Origin of the sequence: Sporomusa acidovorans (assembly GCF_900101845.1) — a bacterium.
In the GTDB taxonomy this organism is placed as follows: domain Bacteria; phylum Bacillota; class Negativicutes; order Sporomusales; family Sporomusaceae; genus Sporomusa; species Sporomusa acidovorans.
Map to the genome: position 1 here is coordinate 31,887 of NZ_FNAM01000009.1, position 16,513 is coordinate 48,399.

General features: G+C 47.5%; 12 protein-coding genes. 4 read left to right on the plus strand and 8 right to left on the minus strand.

What is annotated here, in order from left to right; genetic code table 11:
* Nucleotides 1-2 precede the first annotated feature (2 nt).
* Nucleotides 3-1,202 (minus strand): electron transfer flavoprotein subunit alpha, encoded by a 1,200-nt coding sequence (locus BLR65_RS08335; protein WP_093793734.1) that lies wholly within the window; start codon nucleotides 1,200-1,202, stop codon nucleotides 3-5.
* A gap of 18 nt (nucleotides 1,203-1,220) precedes the next feature.
* Nucleotides 1,221-2,006: an electron transfer flavoprotein subunit beta/FixA family protein gene (locus tag BLR65_RS08340; protein ID WP_093793735.1), complete on the minus strand. Its 786-nt coding sequence runs from the start codon at nucleotides 2,004-2,006 to the stop codon at nucleotides 1,221-1,223.
* A gap of 224 nt (nucleotides 2,007-2,230) precedes the next feature.
* On the opposite strand from BLR65_RS08340, the gene BLR65_RS08345 reads away from it, so the two are divergent.
* The gene (locus tag BLR65_RS08345; RefSeq protein ID WP_245692614.1) at nucleotides 2,231-2,818 is read left to right on the plus strand and encodes a YdcF family protein; all 588 of its coding nucleotides are present in this window, start codon (nucleotides 2,231-2,233) and stop codon (nucleotides 2,816-2,818) included.
* On the opposite strand, the gene BLR65_RS08350 is transcribed toward BLR65_RS08345, so the two are convergent.
* Entirely contained in the window at nucleotides 2,805-6,197 is a 3,393-nt protein-coding gene (locus tag BLR65_RS08350; RefSeq protein ID WP_093793825.1) for a DNA polymerase III subunit alpha, read from the minus strand. The genes BLR65_RS08345 and BLR65_RS08350 overlap by 14 nt on opposite strands.
* 223 nt (nucleotides 6,198-6,420) lie before the next feature.
* Here BLR65_RS08350 and BLR65_RS08355 point away from each other — a divergent pair, with 223 nt between their 5' ends.
* The 3 genes from BLR65_RS08355 to BLR65_RS08365 are packed head-to-tail and all read left to right on the plus strand — an operon-like array spanning nucleotide 6,421 to nucleotide 10,630.
* Nucleotides 6,421-7,290, plus strand: a complete 870-nt coding sequence (locus BLR65_RS08355; protein ID WP_093793736.1) for an ABC transporter substrate-binding protein — start codon at nucleotides 6,421-6,423, stop codon at nucleotides 7,288-7,290.
* Between the two features lie 27 nt (nucleotides 7,291-7,317).
* Nucleotides 7,318-9,267, plus strand: coding sequence for a peptidase U32 family protein (locus BLR65_RS08360; RefSeq protein ID WP_093793737.1), 1,950 nt, complete (start codon nucleotides 7,318-7,320; stop codon nucleotides 9,265-9,267).
* Nucleotides 9,268-9,313: 46 nt separating this feature from the next.
* Nucleotides 9,314-10,630: an aspartate aminotransferase family protein gene (locus tag BLR65_RS08365; RefSeq protein ID WP_093793738.1), complete on the plus strand. Its 1,317-nt coding sequence runs from the start codon at nucleotides 9,314-9,316 to the stop codon at nucleotides 10,628-10,630.
* An 11-nt stretch (nucleotides 10,631-10,641) separates the two neighbouring features.
* Here BLR65_RS08365 and BLR65_RS08370 read toward each other — a convergent pair whose 3' ends face one another.
* From BLR65_RS08370 to murB, 5 genes are all read right to left on the minus strand, one after another.
* Complete coding sequence (locus BLR65_RS08370) at nucleotides 10,642-10,929, minus strand: hypothetical protein (protein WP_093793739.1); 288 nt, start codon at nucleotides 10,927-10,929, stop codon at nucleotides 10,642-10,644.
* Between the two features lie 122 nt (nucleotides 10,930-11,051).
* Complete coding sequence (locus tag BLR65_RS08375) at nucleotides 11,052-11,495, minus strand: cell division protein SepF (protein WP_093793740.1); 444 nt, start codon at nucleotides 11,493-11,495, stop codon at nucleotides 11,052-11,054.
* A gap of 313 nt (nucleotides 11,496-11,808) precedes the next feature.
* Entirely contained in the window at nucleotides 11,809-13,620 is a 1,812-nt protein-coding gene (gene typA / locus BLR65_RS08380) for a translational GTPase TypA (RefSeq protein WP_093793741.1), read from the minus strand.
* Between the two features lie 213 nt (nucleotides 13,621-13,833).
* The gene (locus BLR65_RS08385) at nucleotides 13,834-15,447 is read right to left on the minus strand and encodes an MBL fold metallo-hydrolase RNA specificity domain-containing protein (protein ID WP_093793742.1); all 1,614 of its coding nucleotides are present in this window, start codon (nucleotides 15,445-15,447) and stop codon (nucleotides 13,834-13,836) included.
* A gap of 142 nt (nucleotides 15,448-15,589) precedes the next feature.
* Nucleotides 15,590-16,513 (minus strand): UDP-N-acetylmuramate dehydrogenase, encoded by a 924-nt coding sequence (gene murB / locus BLR65_RS08390; protein WP_093793826.1) that lies wholly within the window; start codon nucleotides 16,511-16,513, stop codon nucleotides 15,590-15,592.

The window sequence follows — 16,513 nt, forward strand, 5'->3', positions numbered from 1 at the left end:
TGCTAACAAGCCTGCTTTATTTTTTTTATTTCTTCAATTAACACCGGCAATATTTCTAAAACATCGCCAACGATTCCAAAATCAGCAAACTTAAAAATCGGGGCATCTGCGTCCTTATTGATCGCAATAATAACATCAGAAGTCGACATTCCGGCCAAATGCTGAATAGCGCCGCTGATCCCGCAGGCTATGTACACCTTGGGTGCTACTGTCTTACCGGTTTGGCCAACCTGATGAATAGCCGGTTTCCAGCCGGCGTCAACTGCTGCGCGGGAAGCACCGACCGCACCGCCCAGTAAAGCAGCCAATTCCTCAATAAGCTCAAAATTTTCCGGTTTCCCCATTCCCCTGCCGCCGGCAACAATAAACTGAGCCTCCTCGAGATTGCAGGCGGCAGTATCAGCTAGCGCTAAAATTTCAACCAGCTTGGTACGAATATCTGTCGCCTTAATCTTACCTTCAACACGAATAAGCTCACCCTGGCGGGATTTATCAGGTTCCGGGCGTTTGAATACATTCGGCCTGACCGTCCCCATTTGCGGACGATGGTTAGGACAGAGAATTGTGGCCATAATATTGCCGCCGAACGCCGGTCTTGTCCAGGCAACAAGGCCGGTCTCTTCATCAATGCCCAAATTGGTGCAGTCAGCGGTTAGCCCCGTTCCTACACGGCAGGCTACCCGGGGGCCAAGGTCGCGTCCGTCGTTCGTTGCCCCCATAAGGATAACAGAAGGCTTATAGGTATGAATCAAGTCAGTCATCGCCCTTGTATACGCATCTGTGCTATAGTGTTTATATTCCTCGCCTTCTAGCAAATAAACTTTATCGGCACCACTGGCAAACATCCCCCCGGCCAAGGATTCTATACTGTCGCCAATTAGGATTGCTGCTAATTCCTGCCCCATAGCATCAGCCAGCTTGCGGCCTTCGCCCAGAAGTTCATAGCCGACATTGCGGGCTTTTCCCTGAAATTGTTCAACATATACCCAAACACCCTTATATTCACTTAGATCTACCGCCGGTTCTGCGGCGGCGGGACGGGCAATAGCCGTTACAGCGCACACATCAATACAGGCGCCGCATACTGTACAAGCGTCCGTAACGGTGGCTTTATCCCCTTCCATGACAATGGCACCGAACGGACAGGCGCTGACACAGGCACTACAGCCAATACACTGTTCTTTATCTAAAATTACAGCCATCTTTCATTCCCCCTGTTATCAAATAATTTTCGCCTGATTTAATTTAGTAAGCAGACGAGTTACCGCCTCACGGGCGTTTTCTTCCTGAATAATCTCACCTTGAACCCGCTGCTGGGGGGTAAAGATGCGGCGCACCTGGGTAGGCGAGCCTTTAAGGCCAATACGTTCAGGCTCAACCGCTGCATCATCTGCCGTCCAGATGGGAATTTCTTTACGGTTGGCTTTCATCCGTCCTTTGATACTGGGATAACGTGGTTCATTGATTGATTTGACTACACTAAGGAGCACCGGCAGCCTGGTTTCGATGACTTCATAACCTTCTTCGTGCTCACGTTCAGCCCTGACAGTATCACCATCAATAGTAAGTTTAGAGACATAGGTAATTTGGGCAATATCCAAATGTTCGGCAATCTCCGGCCCTACCTGGGCAGTATCGCCGTCAATAGCCTGTTTACCACAGAAAATTACATCAAAGTTGCCAATTTTCTTAATTCCTGCCGCCAGAGTGCGACTGGTAGCCAAGGTATCTGCGCCGCCAAAAGCGCGGTCACTCATTAAAATCGCTTCATCGGCTCCCATGGCGAGGCATTCTTTCAACGCTTCTTGGGCTTGTGGCGGTCCCATTGAAATAACGGTTACCCTACCACCGTGCTTTTCTTTTAATTGCAAGGCTTCTTCCAACGCATTTTTATCAAAAGGATTTACAATACTTGGTACGCCCTGACGAATCAGTGTATTTGTCTGAGGGTCAATTTTAACTTCGGTGGTGTCAGGCACTTGCTTGACACAGACTATTATTTCCATGTAGTACCTCCTGTTGTAAATGATAAGCATGGTAACAAACTATAACATTTCTTATTCTAATATTATTTACTGGAAAACTGCAACATTTTTTGTAAAACTATATAAAATCCAATAACAATTTTCTTAAACTTTTCCGGCGTACCGGTATCATATCCTCTCACAGGCAAGAAAGCTAAGTGCTATAATAGAATAAACAATCCAAACATCCTGGAGGCAAATAGCAAGTGAAGTTACTCGTAAGTAAAAAAATAAGACGATATCTATTATTCTTAGTTATGATTACTGTAGCCGTGGTTGAGGTTCCCATTATTGCTGTCGGCCAGCTTACAAAACCGGTCCCCAGTGATACCATCATTGTTTTGGGAGCCAAGCTGATCGGCAAACAACCGAGCACGATGCTCAGGTTGCGATTGGATGAGGCAGTACGGCTCTATACCGCGGGCTATGCACGGGCAATTATCGTCAGCGGTGCTCAGGGTGCTGACGAAATCGCCACGGAGGCAAGCGTTATGCACGACTATTTGGTTGCCAAGGGGATTCCAGCGGCAAAGATTCTCCTAGAAGATCAATCCTACAACACACATCAAAATTTACTCAATTCCAAAGAAATTATGCGGGAAAGAGGGTTTCGCAGCGCCGTCATAGTATCAAATGCCTCGCATATCAGACGGTCCTTAGTACTTGCCCGACAGCTGGGTATCGAAGCCAGCGGTTCAGCGGCGCCTATGGCTGACAATGCTTATCTTACGGCTAAACAATATGCCCGCGAGGGGGCGGCTATGTTATCACTTTTTGTGCTTAACCAACAGTAACCGTCCCTTTCCCCAGCAGGGTTTCGATCGCCGCAAGCGCAGCCGGGGACGGCTCAATCCAAAAATCCCGCTCGGTTTTGATAACCCGCCGGCTATCAATTAGATGCAGATAAACCGCAGATGAACCGGTATATTTATTGAGTAGTTCTTTCAGTCCGTTTAAAACAACTGATGTTTCCTGATCTTTACGCAACGTAATTCTTACTTCGGCGCCGGCGCTGCCAAGCGGAACAATTTCCTCGGCCATAATTTTGGCCCCTTCTTCATGAATATTGAGACGCCCGTAAACCATCACCGGTAAATCGGGAGCCAAGAGACGGCCTGTTTTTTCGAAAGTCCGGGGAAATACAACAACCTCTACCTGCCCGGAAAAATCTTCAAGCGTAACAAAGCACATCATACTGCCATTTTTGGTATTAATGCGCTTAGCATTGGCAATTAGTCCCCCCACCCGGATAGGCTGCCCGTCGCTATACTGCCCTTCTGTCAATTTCGCCAATTCAGGCAAAGTCGCAAGTTTGCTCCGATATTGATCGAGCGGATGACCGGTTACATAGAAGCCGGTTATTTCCTTTTCCAATGCCAAAAGTTGTTCCTGCGGCAATTCGGGTATATCGGGCAACACGACGTCATTCACACATTCCAGCGTATCCTCACCAAACAGACCTAATTGGCCGCTTGCCGCATCCTTTTGCCGGCAGGCAGCCACTTCAACCGCCTGTTCCAGCACTTCCAACAACTGTGACCGGCGGGCCTTGAGTGAATCGAAGGCCCCACACTTAATCAAACTCTCAATCACCCGCTTATTAACCAGCCGCATATCCACCCGGGCGCAAAAGTCAACAAGCGAGGTAAAAATCCCCCCTTTTTTCCGGGCGGCAATAATACTTTCGAGGGCATTATCGCCGGCATTTTTTACCCCGGCCAAGCCAAAGCGAATCGCTCCATGGTCAACAGAAAAAGCCTTGCCGCTGGCATTGATATCCGGCGGTAAAACGTCAATCCCCCGCCGCCGGCATTCTTCAATATAATAGCCGACCTTATCATTCGCTCCCATGACGCTTGTCAGCAAAGCGGCATAAAATTCCTGAGGGTAGTGCGCCTTGAGATAAGCAGTCTGGTAAGCGACCAGAGCGTAAGCGGCGCTGTGGGATTTATTAAAACCATAATCGGCAAAATGCGTCATGAGTTCGAACACATCTTGCGCCAATTTGGCATCAATTCCCCGTTCGGCGGCCCCTTTTAAGAAGTTTTCCCGCTGCGCGGCCAATACGGCGTGCTTTTTTTTGCCCATTGCCCGCCGCAAAAGATCGGCTTGTCCTAAAGTAAAACCCGCCAATACGGAAGCAATTTGCATAACCTGTTCCTGATATAAAATAACGCCAAAAGTATCTTTTAGAATAGGCTCAAGCAACGGGTGCAGGTAGGTCACTTGCTTTTTTCCATGGCGGCCGGCGATAAAATCAGATACCATGCCGCTGCCAAGCGGCCCCGGCCGGTAAAGCGCCACCAGTGGGATCAAATCGTCAAACCGCTCCGGCCTGAGATCTTTCACAAGATTAGTCATGCCGCTTGATTCCATTTGAAATACGCCTGATGTGTCACCTACGGAAAGCATGGCACAGGTTTTGCTGTCATCAAGCGGAATATGTTCTATATCAAGCTCTTCACCCCGATTTTCTTTGATAAGCGCGATGGCATCGCCAATAACCGTCAAGGTTCTGAGTCCCAAAAGGTCCATTTTTAACAGACCAATTTCTTCAATCCGGTCTTTATCATATTGAGTGGTAAGAAAACCCTCACTTGACAGCTGCAACGGCACAAAATGCGTTAGCGGCTCTTGGGCAATCACGACTCCTGCCGCGTGCGTCGACGCATGGCGAGGCAGACCTTCGACCGCCATAGCCAGATCAATGAGCTTTTTTACTGTATCATCGGTATCATACAGGCCTTTTAGTTCCTGATTGGCGGCCAATGCCTTATGTAATGTAATACCAAGCTCAGCGGGCACCAGTTTGGCAATTCGGTCAACTTCTCCATAAGGCAGGTTTAGGGCCCGTCCTACATCGCGAATAGCCGCCCTTGCCGCCATGGTACCAAAGGTGATAATCTGTGCCACCCGGTCACTGCCGTAGCGTTCTACAACATATTCAATAATTTTGCTGCGGCGTTCATAGCAAAAGTCAATATCAATATCAGGCATAGACACTCGTTCCGGATTTAAAAACCGTTCAAACAGCAGGCCGTATTTAAGAGGATCAATACTAGTTATCCCCAACAAATAGGCGACAATACTGCCTGCAGCCGAACCACGCCCGGGTCCGACAGGAATTGATTGTCGCCGGGAATAGTTGACAAAATCCCAGACAATCAGGAAATAGCTGGGATAACCCATTTTTTTGATGACGTCAAGTTCATAATTAAGACGCTCTGTCACTGCCGGCGTTGTTGCCGGATACCGTTTCGGCAACGCATCCTGGCACAACCGGGTTAAATACTCAAAATCGCTGATTCCGTCAGGTGTAGGAAAATCAGGAAGATAAATCTTCCCGAAATCAAAAGTAACATTGCAGCGTTCCGCGATCTTGCACGTATTGGCCAGTGCTTCCGGATATTCCGCAAAAAGTTCCGCCATCTCGGCTGAGCTTTTCAGGTAAAAGTCGTCGCTGGGAAACTTCATCCGTCCCGGATCGTCAACTGTCTTACCGGTTTGAATGCACAGCAGAACATCATGACATTCGGCATCCCGTCTTTCTATGTAATGAGCGTCATTGGTGGCAACAAGACCCAAACCCAGTTTTTGCGCAATTTTTACTAACTGCCGATTGGCTTGTTTCTCTTCCGGCATCCCATGATCCTGGAGCTCAATATAAAAATTATCCGCACCGAAAATTTCCCGGTACTCACTTGCCAGCCGTTCAGCTCCGTCAATATCTCCCCGTAAAATAGCTGCGGGAATCTCACCGGCAATGCAGGCACTTAAGCCAATAATCCCCTCAGCGTAACTGCGCAATATTTCTTTGTCAATCCGGGGTTTATAGTAAAATCCCTCACTAAACCCGCGGGAAACCAATTCGATAAGATTCCGGTATCCCTGCTCGTTAGCGGCAAGTAAAACCAAATGATAATAGGACTCCCCCTCGCCGGCCGCTTTATCAAAGCGCGAGCGGGGCGCAACATAGACCTCGCAGCCGATAATGGGTTTAATCCCTTGCTTATTAGCTTCCTTATAAAATTCGATAATTCCATACATAGTACCGTGGTCGGTTACCGCTACAGCCGGCATTTCCAGTTCTTTGGCCCGGCGAACCAGGTCGGTAATTCGTCCGGCTCCATCTAGCAGGCTATACTCTGTATGGTTATGAAGATGGACAAACATAAATTTCACATATCCTCCAGTATAAATGTTTATTCTTTAGTTTACCACGACTGCACCGATATGTGAACGCTTACGAAATTCACAATTTTAATTGCAGGTATTAATCCTGCCTATGTGGAAACTGTAAAATAGAAAAACATAGCTTGCGCCAAGCCTTGGACGATGCACAAGCTCATGTTGCTTTAAGTTTGTTTGAAAATAAGAATCCAGAGGTGTTGTCCGCTTGCATCAAATCGGTATTTTACAATTAACACAAAACCTGGACGACGCAGTACGCGGCTTTAAAACCGGACTGACTGAAACAGGCCTGTCTGTCCAATTTCATTACCGCAATGCTGACGGTGCATTGCAGGATTTACCGCAGCTTGCCGAAAATTTAGCTAAACAAAATGTCGAACTTATATTTGCCTGTTCCACCCCTGCGGCCCAGGCGGCTGTACAGCTAGCGGAAAATATTCCGGTAGTTTTTACACCGGTATTTGATCCGGTAAGCGTTGGCCTGGCTCAGACTATGGCAAAACCGGGCGGCAAAGCCACCGGGGTAGCCGGAATGGTGCCGGCCGCCGCCAAAACAGCTTTTATCCACGAACTTCTTCCCTCTGCAAAAACAGTCGGTATTTTATATCATAACACCGACGCGAATGCTGTTTTGGAAGTTCATAATGTTAAAGCGGCCGCCGGTTCTACTTTTACCCTTGTCGATCTGCCTATCAATAAAGCTGAAGATTTATCTACTTTGTCTGACCGGTTAACCCCGTCGCTTGACGTTCTGTTTTTACCCATTGGCCGCGTTGTGGAAGAAAATTTTGCCAGTGTGGCCTATTATGCCGAAACAGTCAACCTGCCGATCATAACCTCGCATGCGCCCAATGTTCCGTTAGGTGCATTAGGTGCATTGGTAGCCAACCATTATGCCCTCGGGCATGCCTGTGCCGCTAAGGCAAGACAAATTCTTGCCGGCAGCTTACCCGGCGACATCCCCGTCGGTATCGTCGACAATCCGGAAATTCAGCTTAACGCTTTTGTTGCCGCTAATCTCGGCATTGAACTGCCGCCAGCATTACTAACAAAGGCTGCCGAAGTTTTCGAATAATATCTTTTGACATATGGAGTGAACTACATGCTGTTAACGCCGCAATCTGTTGAACTGTTAGCCCCTGTCGGCACCTGGGACGTGCTGGAAGCCGCAATTGCCGCCGGGGCTGATGCCGTATACCTTGGCGGCAAGCGCTTTAATATGCGTCTTCACCGCACCGATACTAATTTTGATGATGAAAAATTGGCGCGTGCCATTGCCTATGCCCATAAACACCATGTCCGGCTCTACGTTACTGTCAATAACCTGATCAGTGAACGGGAACTTCCCGGTATGCGTGAGTATCTCAAACTATTGGAACAAATTCAGCCTGATGCGCTGATTATCCAGGATTTAGCCATTTTAAAACTTGCCCGGGAAATGAAAATTTCACTGCCGTTGCATGCCTCGGTTATGATGAATACGCATAATGAACATTCGGTCAAATCACTGATGGATTACGGCATTACCCGGGTAGTAGCCAACCGTGAGTTAACCTTGTCGCAGCTTGCCTTGCTCAGGGAACGCACCGGTATTGAGCTGGAATACTTCATTCACGGCGACATGTGCGTATCGCACAGCGGCCAGTGCTATCATTCGGGAATCGTATTTGGACAAAGCTCCAACCGTGGCCGGTGCTTAAAGCCGTGCCGCTGGCCTTATCAGTTGGTGGATACCGTAACCGGACAAAATGTTGCCGCCCATGATCCCGGCCCTTATAAACTGGCTATGAAAGATATGTGTATGTACACCGCCCTGCCGCAATTAATTCAGTCCGGCGTATGCTCATTCAAGATAGAAGGCCGCATGCGTACGGCTGATTTTGTCAGCCGGGTTGTAAAACTTTACCGCCGGGCCATTGACCGTTATATTGCCGATCCAACCGGTTATTCCTTTGATCCTGCAGACTGGCAGGAACTTTACGAGTACCGTTCCCGTGACTTCTCTACCTGTTATGCGCTCGGCAATCCCGGTGCCAGCTCAATCGGCTATAGCGGCGAACGCGAGCCGCGCTTTTTCAGCCAAGCGGTTAAGGAAGCCGGACTGGGGGCCACTGTTTCGCTGCCTGCGCCAGCGAAACGGCCCTTGACAGAACGCCCTGTTTTGGCTGTCCGGGTGGCTTGTCTTGACGCTCTAGCCAGCGCATTACAGAATGGGGCCAATGTCGCCTATATTGGCGGCGAAGCCTTTAAGCCCAATAAACCCTGGACGTTACAAGACCTTAAAGCCGCTGTCGACCTCGCGGATACCTATAAGGCGCAAGTCATTGTGACCACACCCCGTGTTACCATGGAACGCGAATTAGGCGAAGCCGAACAGTTGTTCAAAGATCTGAAAACCATAAAACCGCATGGCATCATGGTTGCCAACAGCGGTATGCTGCGTTTGGCACAGAATACCCTAACACTGCCCATTCAGACTGACTTTTCTTTTAATCTGTTTAACCATCTGACTGCCGCCTGGCTGAAAGACAATGGCGCCTGCAAGGCTACAATCTCCCTGGAAGCCACTTATGAGCAAATTGCGGAACTGGCACACAACAGTTCTTTACCGTTAGAATTGATCGTCCACGGCGCCCTGGAAGCCATGGTACTTGACCATTGTGTTCCTGCGGCAGTTCTGGAAAAAACGGCGGCGTATCCCTGCCGGCATGTTTGTTTAGATAAGCAGTACTCGCTTGTAGACAGCGCCGGTGAACGCCACGACATTAAAATTGACCAATATTGCCGTAACCATATTTTATTTGCCAAAGATTTATGCCTGCTCCCCCATCTGCCCGCTCTGATGAATGCAGGCGTCCGCCACTTCCGGATTGAAGGACAGCATTATCCGCCGGAGCTTGTCGGCTCAGCCACGGCGCTCTACCGAACAGAACTCGACAAGATTTTCCGGAATGACGGCTATACGTATGACAAAACGCGGGCAGATAAACTGGCTGCCGCCAGCCCGCGGCCGCTCGGCATCGGTGCTTTCCGCTACCGGATTTCCCGCTAGACGGTAATAATAAACATTATCATGATTCCAATTCAGAGGTGAGTGTATGAACAACCTGGAAAGCAGTCAATATATTGGCCCGAAAGAAATCCTTAAAAAAAAGCACGAGTACATCATTCCCTGTGTGTACCACTTTTATGAAGAACCGATGCAGTTAGTCAAGGGCGAAATGCAGTATCTTTATGATCATACCGGCAAACAGTATCTCGATTGTTTTGCCGGTGTGTCAGTCGTTAATTGCGGACATTGCCATCCCGAAATCACCAAAGCGATCTGTAACCAAGTTACTACCTTACAGCATACCTGCACCATCTATCTCACGGAAAACATTGTAAATCTGGCAGAACGTCTCGCTCAGCTTACTCCCGGCCGCCTGCAAAAAACATTTTTTTGTGCCAGCGGCACCGAAGCCAATGAAGGCGCCGCCTTACTCGCTTCCATTTACACCGGCAAGCAGGAATTTATCAGCTTGCGACAAGGCCTTCACGGCCGCACAAAGCTGACTATGAGCCTGACCGGCCTGTCAATGTGGCGGACAGATACCAGCCCGGTAGGCGGTATTAGTTTCGCTCCCAATGCCTACTGCTATCGCTGCCCTTGCGACAAGCGGTATCCTGAGTGTGATCTGGCTTGTGCCAATGAAGTTGAAACCATCATAAAAACAGGTACCTCGGGGCAGGTAGCTGCTTTTATCGCCGAACCCATTCAGGGCAATGGCGGCATCATTACCCCGCCTCCCGGGTACTTCAAACGAATAAAAGAAATCCTTGATAACTATCATATTTTACTGATCATTGACGAAGTCCAAACTGGCTTTGGCCGTACAGGAAAAATGTTTGCCATCGAGCATTATGGTGTGGAACCTGACATAATGACCATGGCCAAAGCTCTCGCTAACGGCGTTCCTGTCGGCGCTTTCACTTCCCGGCCGGAAATTGCCGATACTTATACCCGCCCTGGTGCTTCAACACTGGGCGGCAATCCGGTAACCTCGGCTGCCGCTTTAGCTACGCTCGACGTAATCACCAAAAATAACTTACCCGACCGTGCTGCTCAACTGGGTGAATACCTAAAACACGGCCTGACCGAACTGCAAAAGAGATTTCCCCTCATTGGCGATATTCGCGGTCACGGCCTCATGCTAGGCGCAGAACTGGTCAATCCGGACCATTCTCCGGCTGCAATTCAGCTTGACACTATTCTAGAACAGATGAAAAATCGCGGTTTCTTAATTGGCAAAAATGGTCCTGACCGTAATGTTATGGCTTTCCAACCGCCGCTGGTAATTACGCGCGACGACTTGGACAATTTATTAAACAATTTATCTGACGTATTAACTCAAGCAATAAAAAAGATATCATAACAGGTAGCAAGTTAGCCATGTACCACCCGCATCCGACGGTTATTCTTCCGGGTGCGGGCATCTTTTTTACCTAATAATGGCATTAATACGTTCTGCCGCCGCTGCCCTGCCAGTAAAGAGGCCGAATGCGACACAAAGATCACTAAGGCAAAAGCCGCCCAAGCACCTGCAAAAATCCGGCCCGCAGTTGACCCCATAAATACCGGAAGATTGACGGCAAACAGTATAAGCATCGTACAAAGCAGCATCAAACTAACTAACGACCCAAACTTACCCATCTTATGTCTAAATCCCTTCATGGCCATTCCTCCCCAATTAGTTTTTTAAATGAAATATATGATAAAAGACTACTAATTATCAATAAAAAAAGCGCTACTTATCTAATAAGATAAATAGCGCTTTTCAATCAATAAATAACCTCTTATTGCATTTCATTTTTCACCCGTACATAAGTGGGTACTGAATAAGCAAAAATTTTTTTATCCACCTCAATGCTGGAATAAGCATAGAGTATAACTCTTTCCGACACTCGCTGTACAGTACCGCCCAGAACATAAGATACTCCGTTAAGAAAGTCACTCATCCGCTGTTGCGTAGCCATATCTACCTGTTGATAATTAACAATAATAGCAACATTTCCTTTAAGGTAGTCGGCATAGGTCTGTACATCGTCGAATGAGGTCGGCAGATCAACAAAAACTTTAAGATTTCCTGATTGCTGACTATGTACCTTTAATTTAGGGCGACGTTCAGGCTCCTGTTCAGGCGTTTCCTGCATAGCAAGCGTTTCAGTTTTTTCCGGCGCGGCCTCTTCCTCTATTGGTATTAAAAAATTAGCTAATTTATCCATTAACCCAAGCGCCACTGGTAAACGCCTCCTCAAAAAAGTTCATAATTCACTCCATTTTTTAGGAGCTATTCGACAAGGTTTATAATAATTCCTGCCAACATAAGATTAAAATTCGTATTATTGGAAAAAAGGGCGAAATATCCTAGTTTAACTAGGACTTTATTACTAGAGAAAAGACAAATTTTTTGCCATTATCGGCCTTTTTCACAACAATATAGCATCCAAATAAAGATGTTACCGGCAGGATGCAGGAAAAAAGGAGGTTAAGCGCTAGCAGTGTAGCGCTACTAACCCCCTGATTAAGAAATCTTTATTGGATTTTGTCGCCTTACGCTTCTTTTTTACGTTCACGGCCGCGGATATGCCGATCTAAAATTCTTTTGCGCAAACGAATGCTTTTCGGCGTAACTTCTACAGCTTCATCATCATTAATATATTCCAGCGCCTGTTCCAAACTTAAAATTCGCGGCGGTGTCAACCGCACCGCCTCATCCGTACCGCTGGCCCGCATATTGGTTACGTGTTTTTTCTTGCAGGGGTTTACATCCATATCCAGTTCTCTGGCGTTTTCCCCAATAATCATCCCTTCATATACCGCCTGCCCGGGTACAACAAACATAATGCCCCGGTCCTGGATACTATTAATACCATAAGCGCTGGTTTCTCCCTGCTCAAAGGCAACTAACGCACCCCGGGTTCGGCCGGGAATATCGCCTTTATAGGGCACATAACCATGAAAAACATGATGCATAATGCCATTTCCCTTGGTGTTGGTCAAAAACTCTGACCTAAATCCAATCAACCCGCGAGCCGGAACAATGAATTCCATCCGCAAGTAACCGGCCAGTTCGACCATATTGACAAGTTCAGCCCTTCTGGTACCCAGGCCTTCCATAACCGGCCCCATAAATTCCTGCGGTACATCAATTGTCAAAAATTCCATTGGTTCGCAGCGTTTGCCGTTAATTTCTTTATAAATTACCTGCGGCTTGCCAATCTGCAGCTCATAGCCCTCACGCCGCATTGTCTCAATTAAAATTGACAAATGCAGTTCACCGCGGCCTGCCACCTCAAAGGCATCCGGGCTGTCGGTTTCACTAACGCGCAGACTGACATTGGTTTCCGCTTCTCTAAACAGCCGTTCCCGCAAATGGCGCGAAGTTACAAACTGCCCCTCCCGCCCGGCAAACGGGCTGGTATTTACGGAAAAAGTCATAGCCAGTGTCGGCTCGTCAATGCGAATGGCCGGCAAAGCTTCCGGATGCTCCGTGTCGGCTACCGTATCGCCAATATTAACAGACTCAAGTCCGATTATAGCAATAATATCGCCTAAAGCCGCCGCTTGGACTTCGGTACGCTTTAAGCCTTCGTAGATATACAATTTGCCGATTCTTCCCTTGCTTTCGCTTTCGCCGTTGAGGAGAGTAACAGTTTGCCCGCTGCTAATCCTTCCCCGTACAACCCGGCCAATAGCAATCCGCCCCACATAGTCATCATAATCAAGGGTGGTAATCATAACCTGTAAGGGCCCGTCAATATCACCCTTGGGGGCAGGTATCGTCTTTTCAATGCATTCGAACAGCGGTTTTAGGTTATTACCATCATCCGCCATATTCATTTTGGCAATTCCCTCGCGGGCGGTTGCATAAACTACGGGGAAATCAAGCTGCTCATCATTGGCATCCAATTCAATGAACAGTTCGAGCACTTCATCTTCGACATCTTCCACGCGCTCGTCCGGGCGGTCAATTTTGTTGATTACAACAATTGGTTTAAGTTTTTGCTCCAGAGCTTTGCGTAAAACATATTTAGTCTGCGGCATAGGACCTTCAAAAGCATCGACCAGCAGCAAAACACCATCGACCATATTGAGTACCCGCTCCACCTCGCCGCCGAAGTCGGCGTGTCCCGGAGTATCGACAATATTAATTTTTGTATTGTGATACATCACCGCCGTATTTTTCGATAAAATGGTAATGCCGCGTTCCCGTTCAAGGTCATTGGAATCCATAACGCGTTCGACAACATGCTCATTCGCACGGAAAACTCCGCTTTGTTTGAGCATGGCATCAACTAGAGTGGTCTTGCCATGATCGACGTGGGCAATAATAGCGATATTACGTAAGTCATTGCGTTCCATATAAAATAATAGCCTCCCTATAATAAAGAAAACATAGCCTGTCGAGTCTTAGGAGAAAGCGGCAGCCAATGTTGCACGTATCCGGTCAAAGAGATATTTTCTGACAGGATAAGTAAAAGGATGCATTGTATTTTGCACCCTTTTGTAGTGTCATGCACAATTCACTATATTATACCAGATTACCGGATGTCAATCAAATTTCTGCCGAAATTTTTACGACCACAAATCAGTAAGCGTCTTTTTAACAAAAACCCGGACTTTTTCCATACGTTTGAGTACATCTTGCAGCTTGTTGCCATTGATAAGAACCAAATCTTCGAGCTTGCGCCGGAAATCGCCGTATTCTTTTTCCAGTTCGTCAAGATATTCTCTAAGCTGTTGGACCGCAGGCTCAAAGGCGATAATCGCCGAAGGCTCGACCTGCCAGCTGCTGCCAGTCATCTTGACAGCATCACCATATTGCGGTATGTAGGTGGGTATGTCAAACTTCTCCTTGATAAAAGCGGCGAATGGTTCCGACATTTCTTGCTCGCCATGAACAATAAAGATGTTTTTCGGCTTAGACTTAAAATTTCCCAGCCAGGTAATTAGCTGCTCTTTGTCGGCATGTGCGGAAAAACCGTCGAGGTTAGCTATTGTGGCCTTAACGCTAATTTCCTCTCCCATAATTCTTACTTTTTTCACGCCTTCCAATAGCCGCCTTCCCAAACTCCCCTGGGCCTGATACCCCACAAACAATACGGTACTCTCCGGCCGCCACAAATTATGTTTCAAATGATGGAGAATGCGCCCCGCATCCGCCATACCGCTTGCTGAAATAATAATGGCAGGATGATCCAGACTATTAATCGCTTTGGATTCCTCCGCAGTTTTGGCATAAGTCAATTGCGGCAAACGCAAGGGATGATCCTGATCTTTATAGAGCATATCATAGGCTTCACGGTCATATTCCTGGGAATTTTTCAAGAATATATCCGTGGCTGAGATAGCCAGCGGGCTATCGATAATCACCGGAATATCGGGAATCTGGCCGCTTTTAAACAAGTGATGCAAATGATAAAGGAGAGTTTGCGTACGCCCCACTGCAAAGGAGGGAATAACAATATTGCCTCCCTTTTTTACGCTGTCATTGATATATTGCGCTAAGCGTTCGACCGGATCGCCGGGGTCATGCATCCTGTTCCCATAGGTTGACTCAATAATAACATAGTCGGCTTGATCAATGATTGCCGGATCGCGGATTATGGGCTGATCCGGCTGACCCAGATCACCGGAAAATAAAATTTTCGTTGTCTCCCCATTTTCCGTTACCATAATTTCCACCATCGATGAACCTAAAATATGACCGGCTTCCCGAAAGGTAATCGTCAGTTCTGCCGATATCGCAAGTGCCTTATCGTAAGGAACGGGAGAAAATTGCGGCAGGCAGGCATAAGCCTCATCTACCGTATATAACGGTTCCAGCGGCTTGCGTCCGGCACGCTTCCCCTTGCGGTTGGCAATCTCCGCATCAAACTCTTGGATATGACCACTATCCGGCAACATAATACTGCACAACTCTGCCGTTGCTTTGGTAGCATAAATAGATCCTTTAAATCCCGACTTGCACAAGCGAGGCAGCAAGCCACTATGATCAATATGAGCATGAGTTAAAAATACACCCTCAATTTCGGCAGGATTGTACAGAAAAGGCCGCCGGTTAAGTGCAGTAACAGCCTTTGATCCCTGAAACATCCCGCAGTCAACTAAAAATTTCTTTTGCCCCGCTTCCAATAGATAAGAAGAGCCGGTTACCATTCCGGCAGCGCCCAAAAACGTTAGTTTCATTGGCTTGGCTCCTTTTCATTTAATTGTGCTGGTATTTTCTAAATTCTACGTCCTGGGCCTTTTTCCCTGCACTAAACTAGTAAAAACCGGGACCATAGTCCCGGTTTACCTGTTACCGATTAATCTTATTAACCTAACTTACTTACGCTTCCCCCAATATTTTTACTTCCGGATGAAGCGCAACGCCAAATTGCTGATAAACACGCTCTTGCACCTTGCTGATTAATGTAAGCACATCCTGAGCTGTCGCGCCACCGGCGTTAACAATAAAACCGGCATGTTTCGTAGAAACTTGCGCGCCGCCCACGCTGGCGCCTTTTAGTCCTGCCTGTTCAATCAGCGTGCCGGCAAAATGGCCTTGGGGGCGCTTAAACGTACTGCCCGCACTCGGCATTTCAATCGGTTGCTTGGTTTGACGCTTAGCGGTATAGTCGTCAAGAAGAACGCGAATCGAATGATTCTCACCGCTTACAAGCGCCAATTCTACCTCGCAGATTAGACAACCATTTTCCTGAAATACACTATGCCTGTAGCCAAATTCCAATTGATCCCGTACAAACCGTCTTAACGCACCATCTTGACCTACGGCCGTAACCGCCTGCACTACCTGGCTCATCTCACCCTCATAGGCACCGGCATTCATAAATACTGCACCGCCAATACTGCCAGGAATGCCGATGGCAAATTCAAACCCTGTCAGATTATATTTCGCAGCGTATTTGGATACCTTAGCTAAGAGCGCCCCGGCACCGGCATAAACAATGTGCCCTTTGTGCCGCAGGTAACCCATTTCTGATCCAAATTTTAAAACAACGCCGCGAATTCCCCCGTCCAATACCAGCACATTAGAGCCATTCCCCAATACAGTAATAGGTACATGATATTGTTTAGCAATATACAAAACGTTGGACACTTCCTGAACTGTGGCGGGAAAAACAAGATAATCAGCCGGACCACCGATTCGAAAAGTCGTATGTTTGGACATAGGTTCATGAACAAGCAGTCTTTCCGGGGGAATAGTATCTTTTAATTCGGCAGAAAAATTCACATTCTTTTTTACCAGCAT

Bases quoted from the DNA above. Each gene is read 5' to 3' on its own strand.
- BLR65_RS08335 (WP_093793734.1), bottom strand. From the start codon at position 1,202: ATGGCTGTAATTTTAGATAAAGAACAGTGTATTGGCTGTAGTGCCTGT.
- BLR65_RS08340 (WP_093793735.1), bottom strand. From the start codon at position 2,006: ATGGAAATAATAGTCTGTGTCAAGCAAGTGCCTGACACCACCGAAGTT.
- BLR65_RS08350 (WP_093793825.1), bottom strand. From the start codon at position 6,197: ATGTTTGTCCATCTTCATAACCATACAGAGTATAGCCTGCTAGATGGA.
- BLR65_RS08360 (WP_093793737.1), top strand. From the start codon at position 7,318: ATGCTGTTAACGCCGCAATCTGTTGAACTGTTAGCCCCTGTCGGCACC.
- BLR65_RS08365 (WP_093793738.1), top strand. From the start codon at position 9,314: ATGAACAACCTGGAAAGCAGTCAATATATTGGCCCGAAAGAAATCCTT.
- BLR65_RS08370 (WP_093793739.1), bottom strand. From the start codon at position 10,929: ATGAAGGGATTTAGACATAAGATGGGTAAGTTTGGGTCGTTAGTTAGT.
- typA (WP_093793741.1), bottom strand. From the start codon at position 13,620: ATGGAACGCAATGACTTACGTAATATCGCTATTATTGCCCACGTCGAT.
- BLR65_RS08385 (WP_093793742.1), bottom strand. From the start codon at position 15,447: ATGAAACTAACGTTTTTGGGCGCTGCCGGAATGGTAACCGGCTCTTCT.
- murB (WP_093793826.1), bottom strand. From the start codon at position 16,513: ATGCTGGTAAAAAAGAATGTGAATTTTTCTGCCGAATTAAAAGATACT.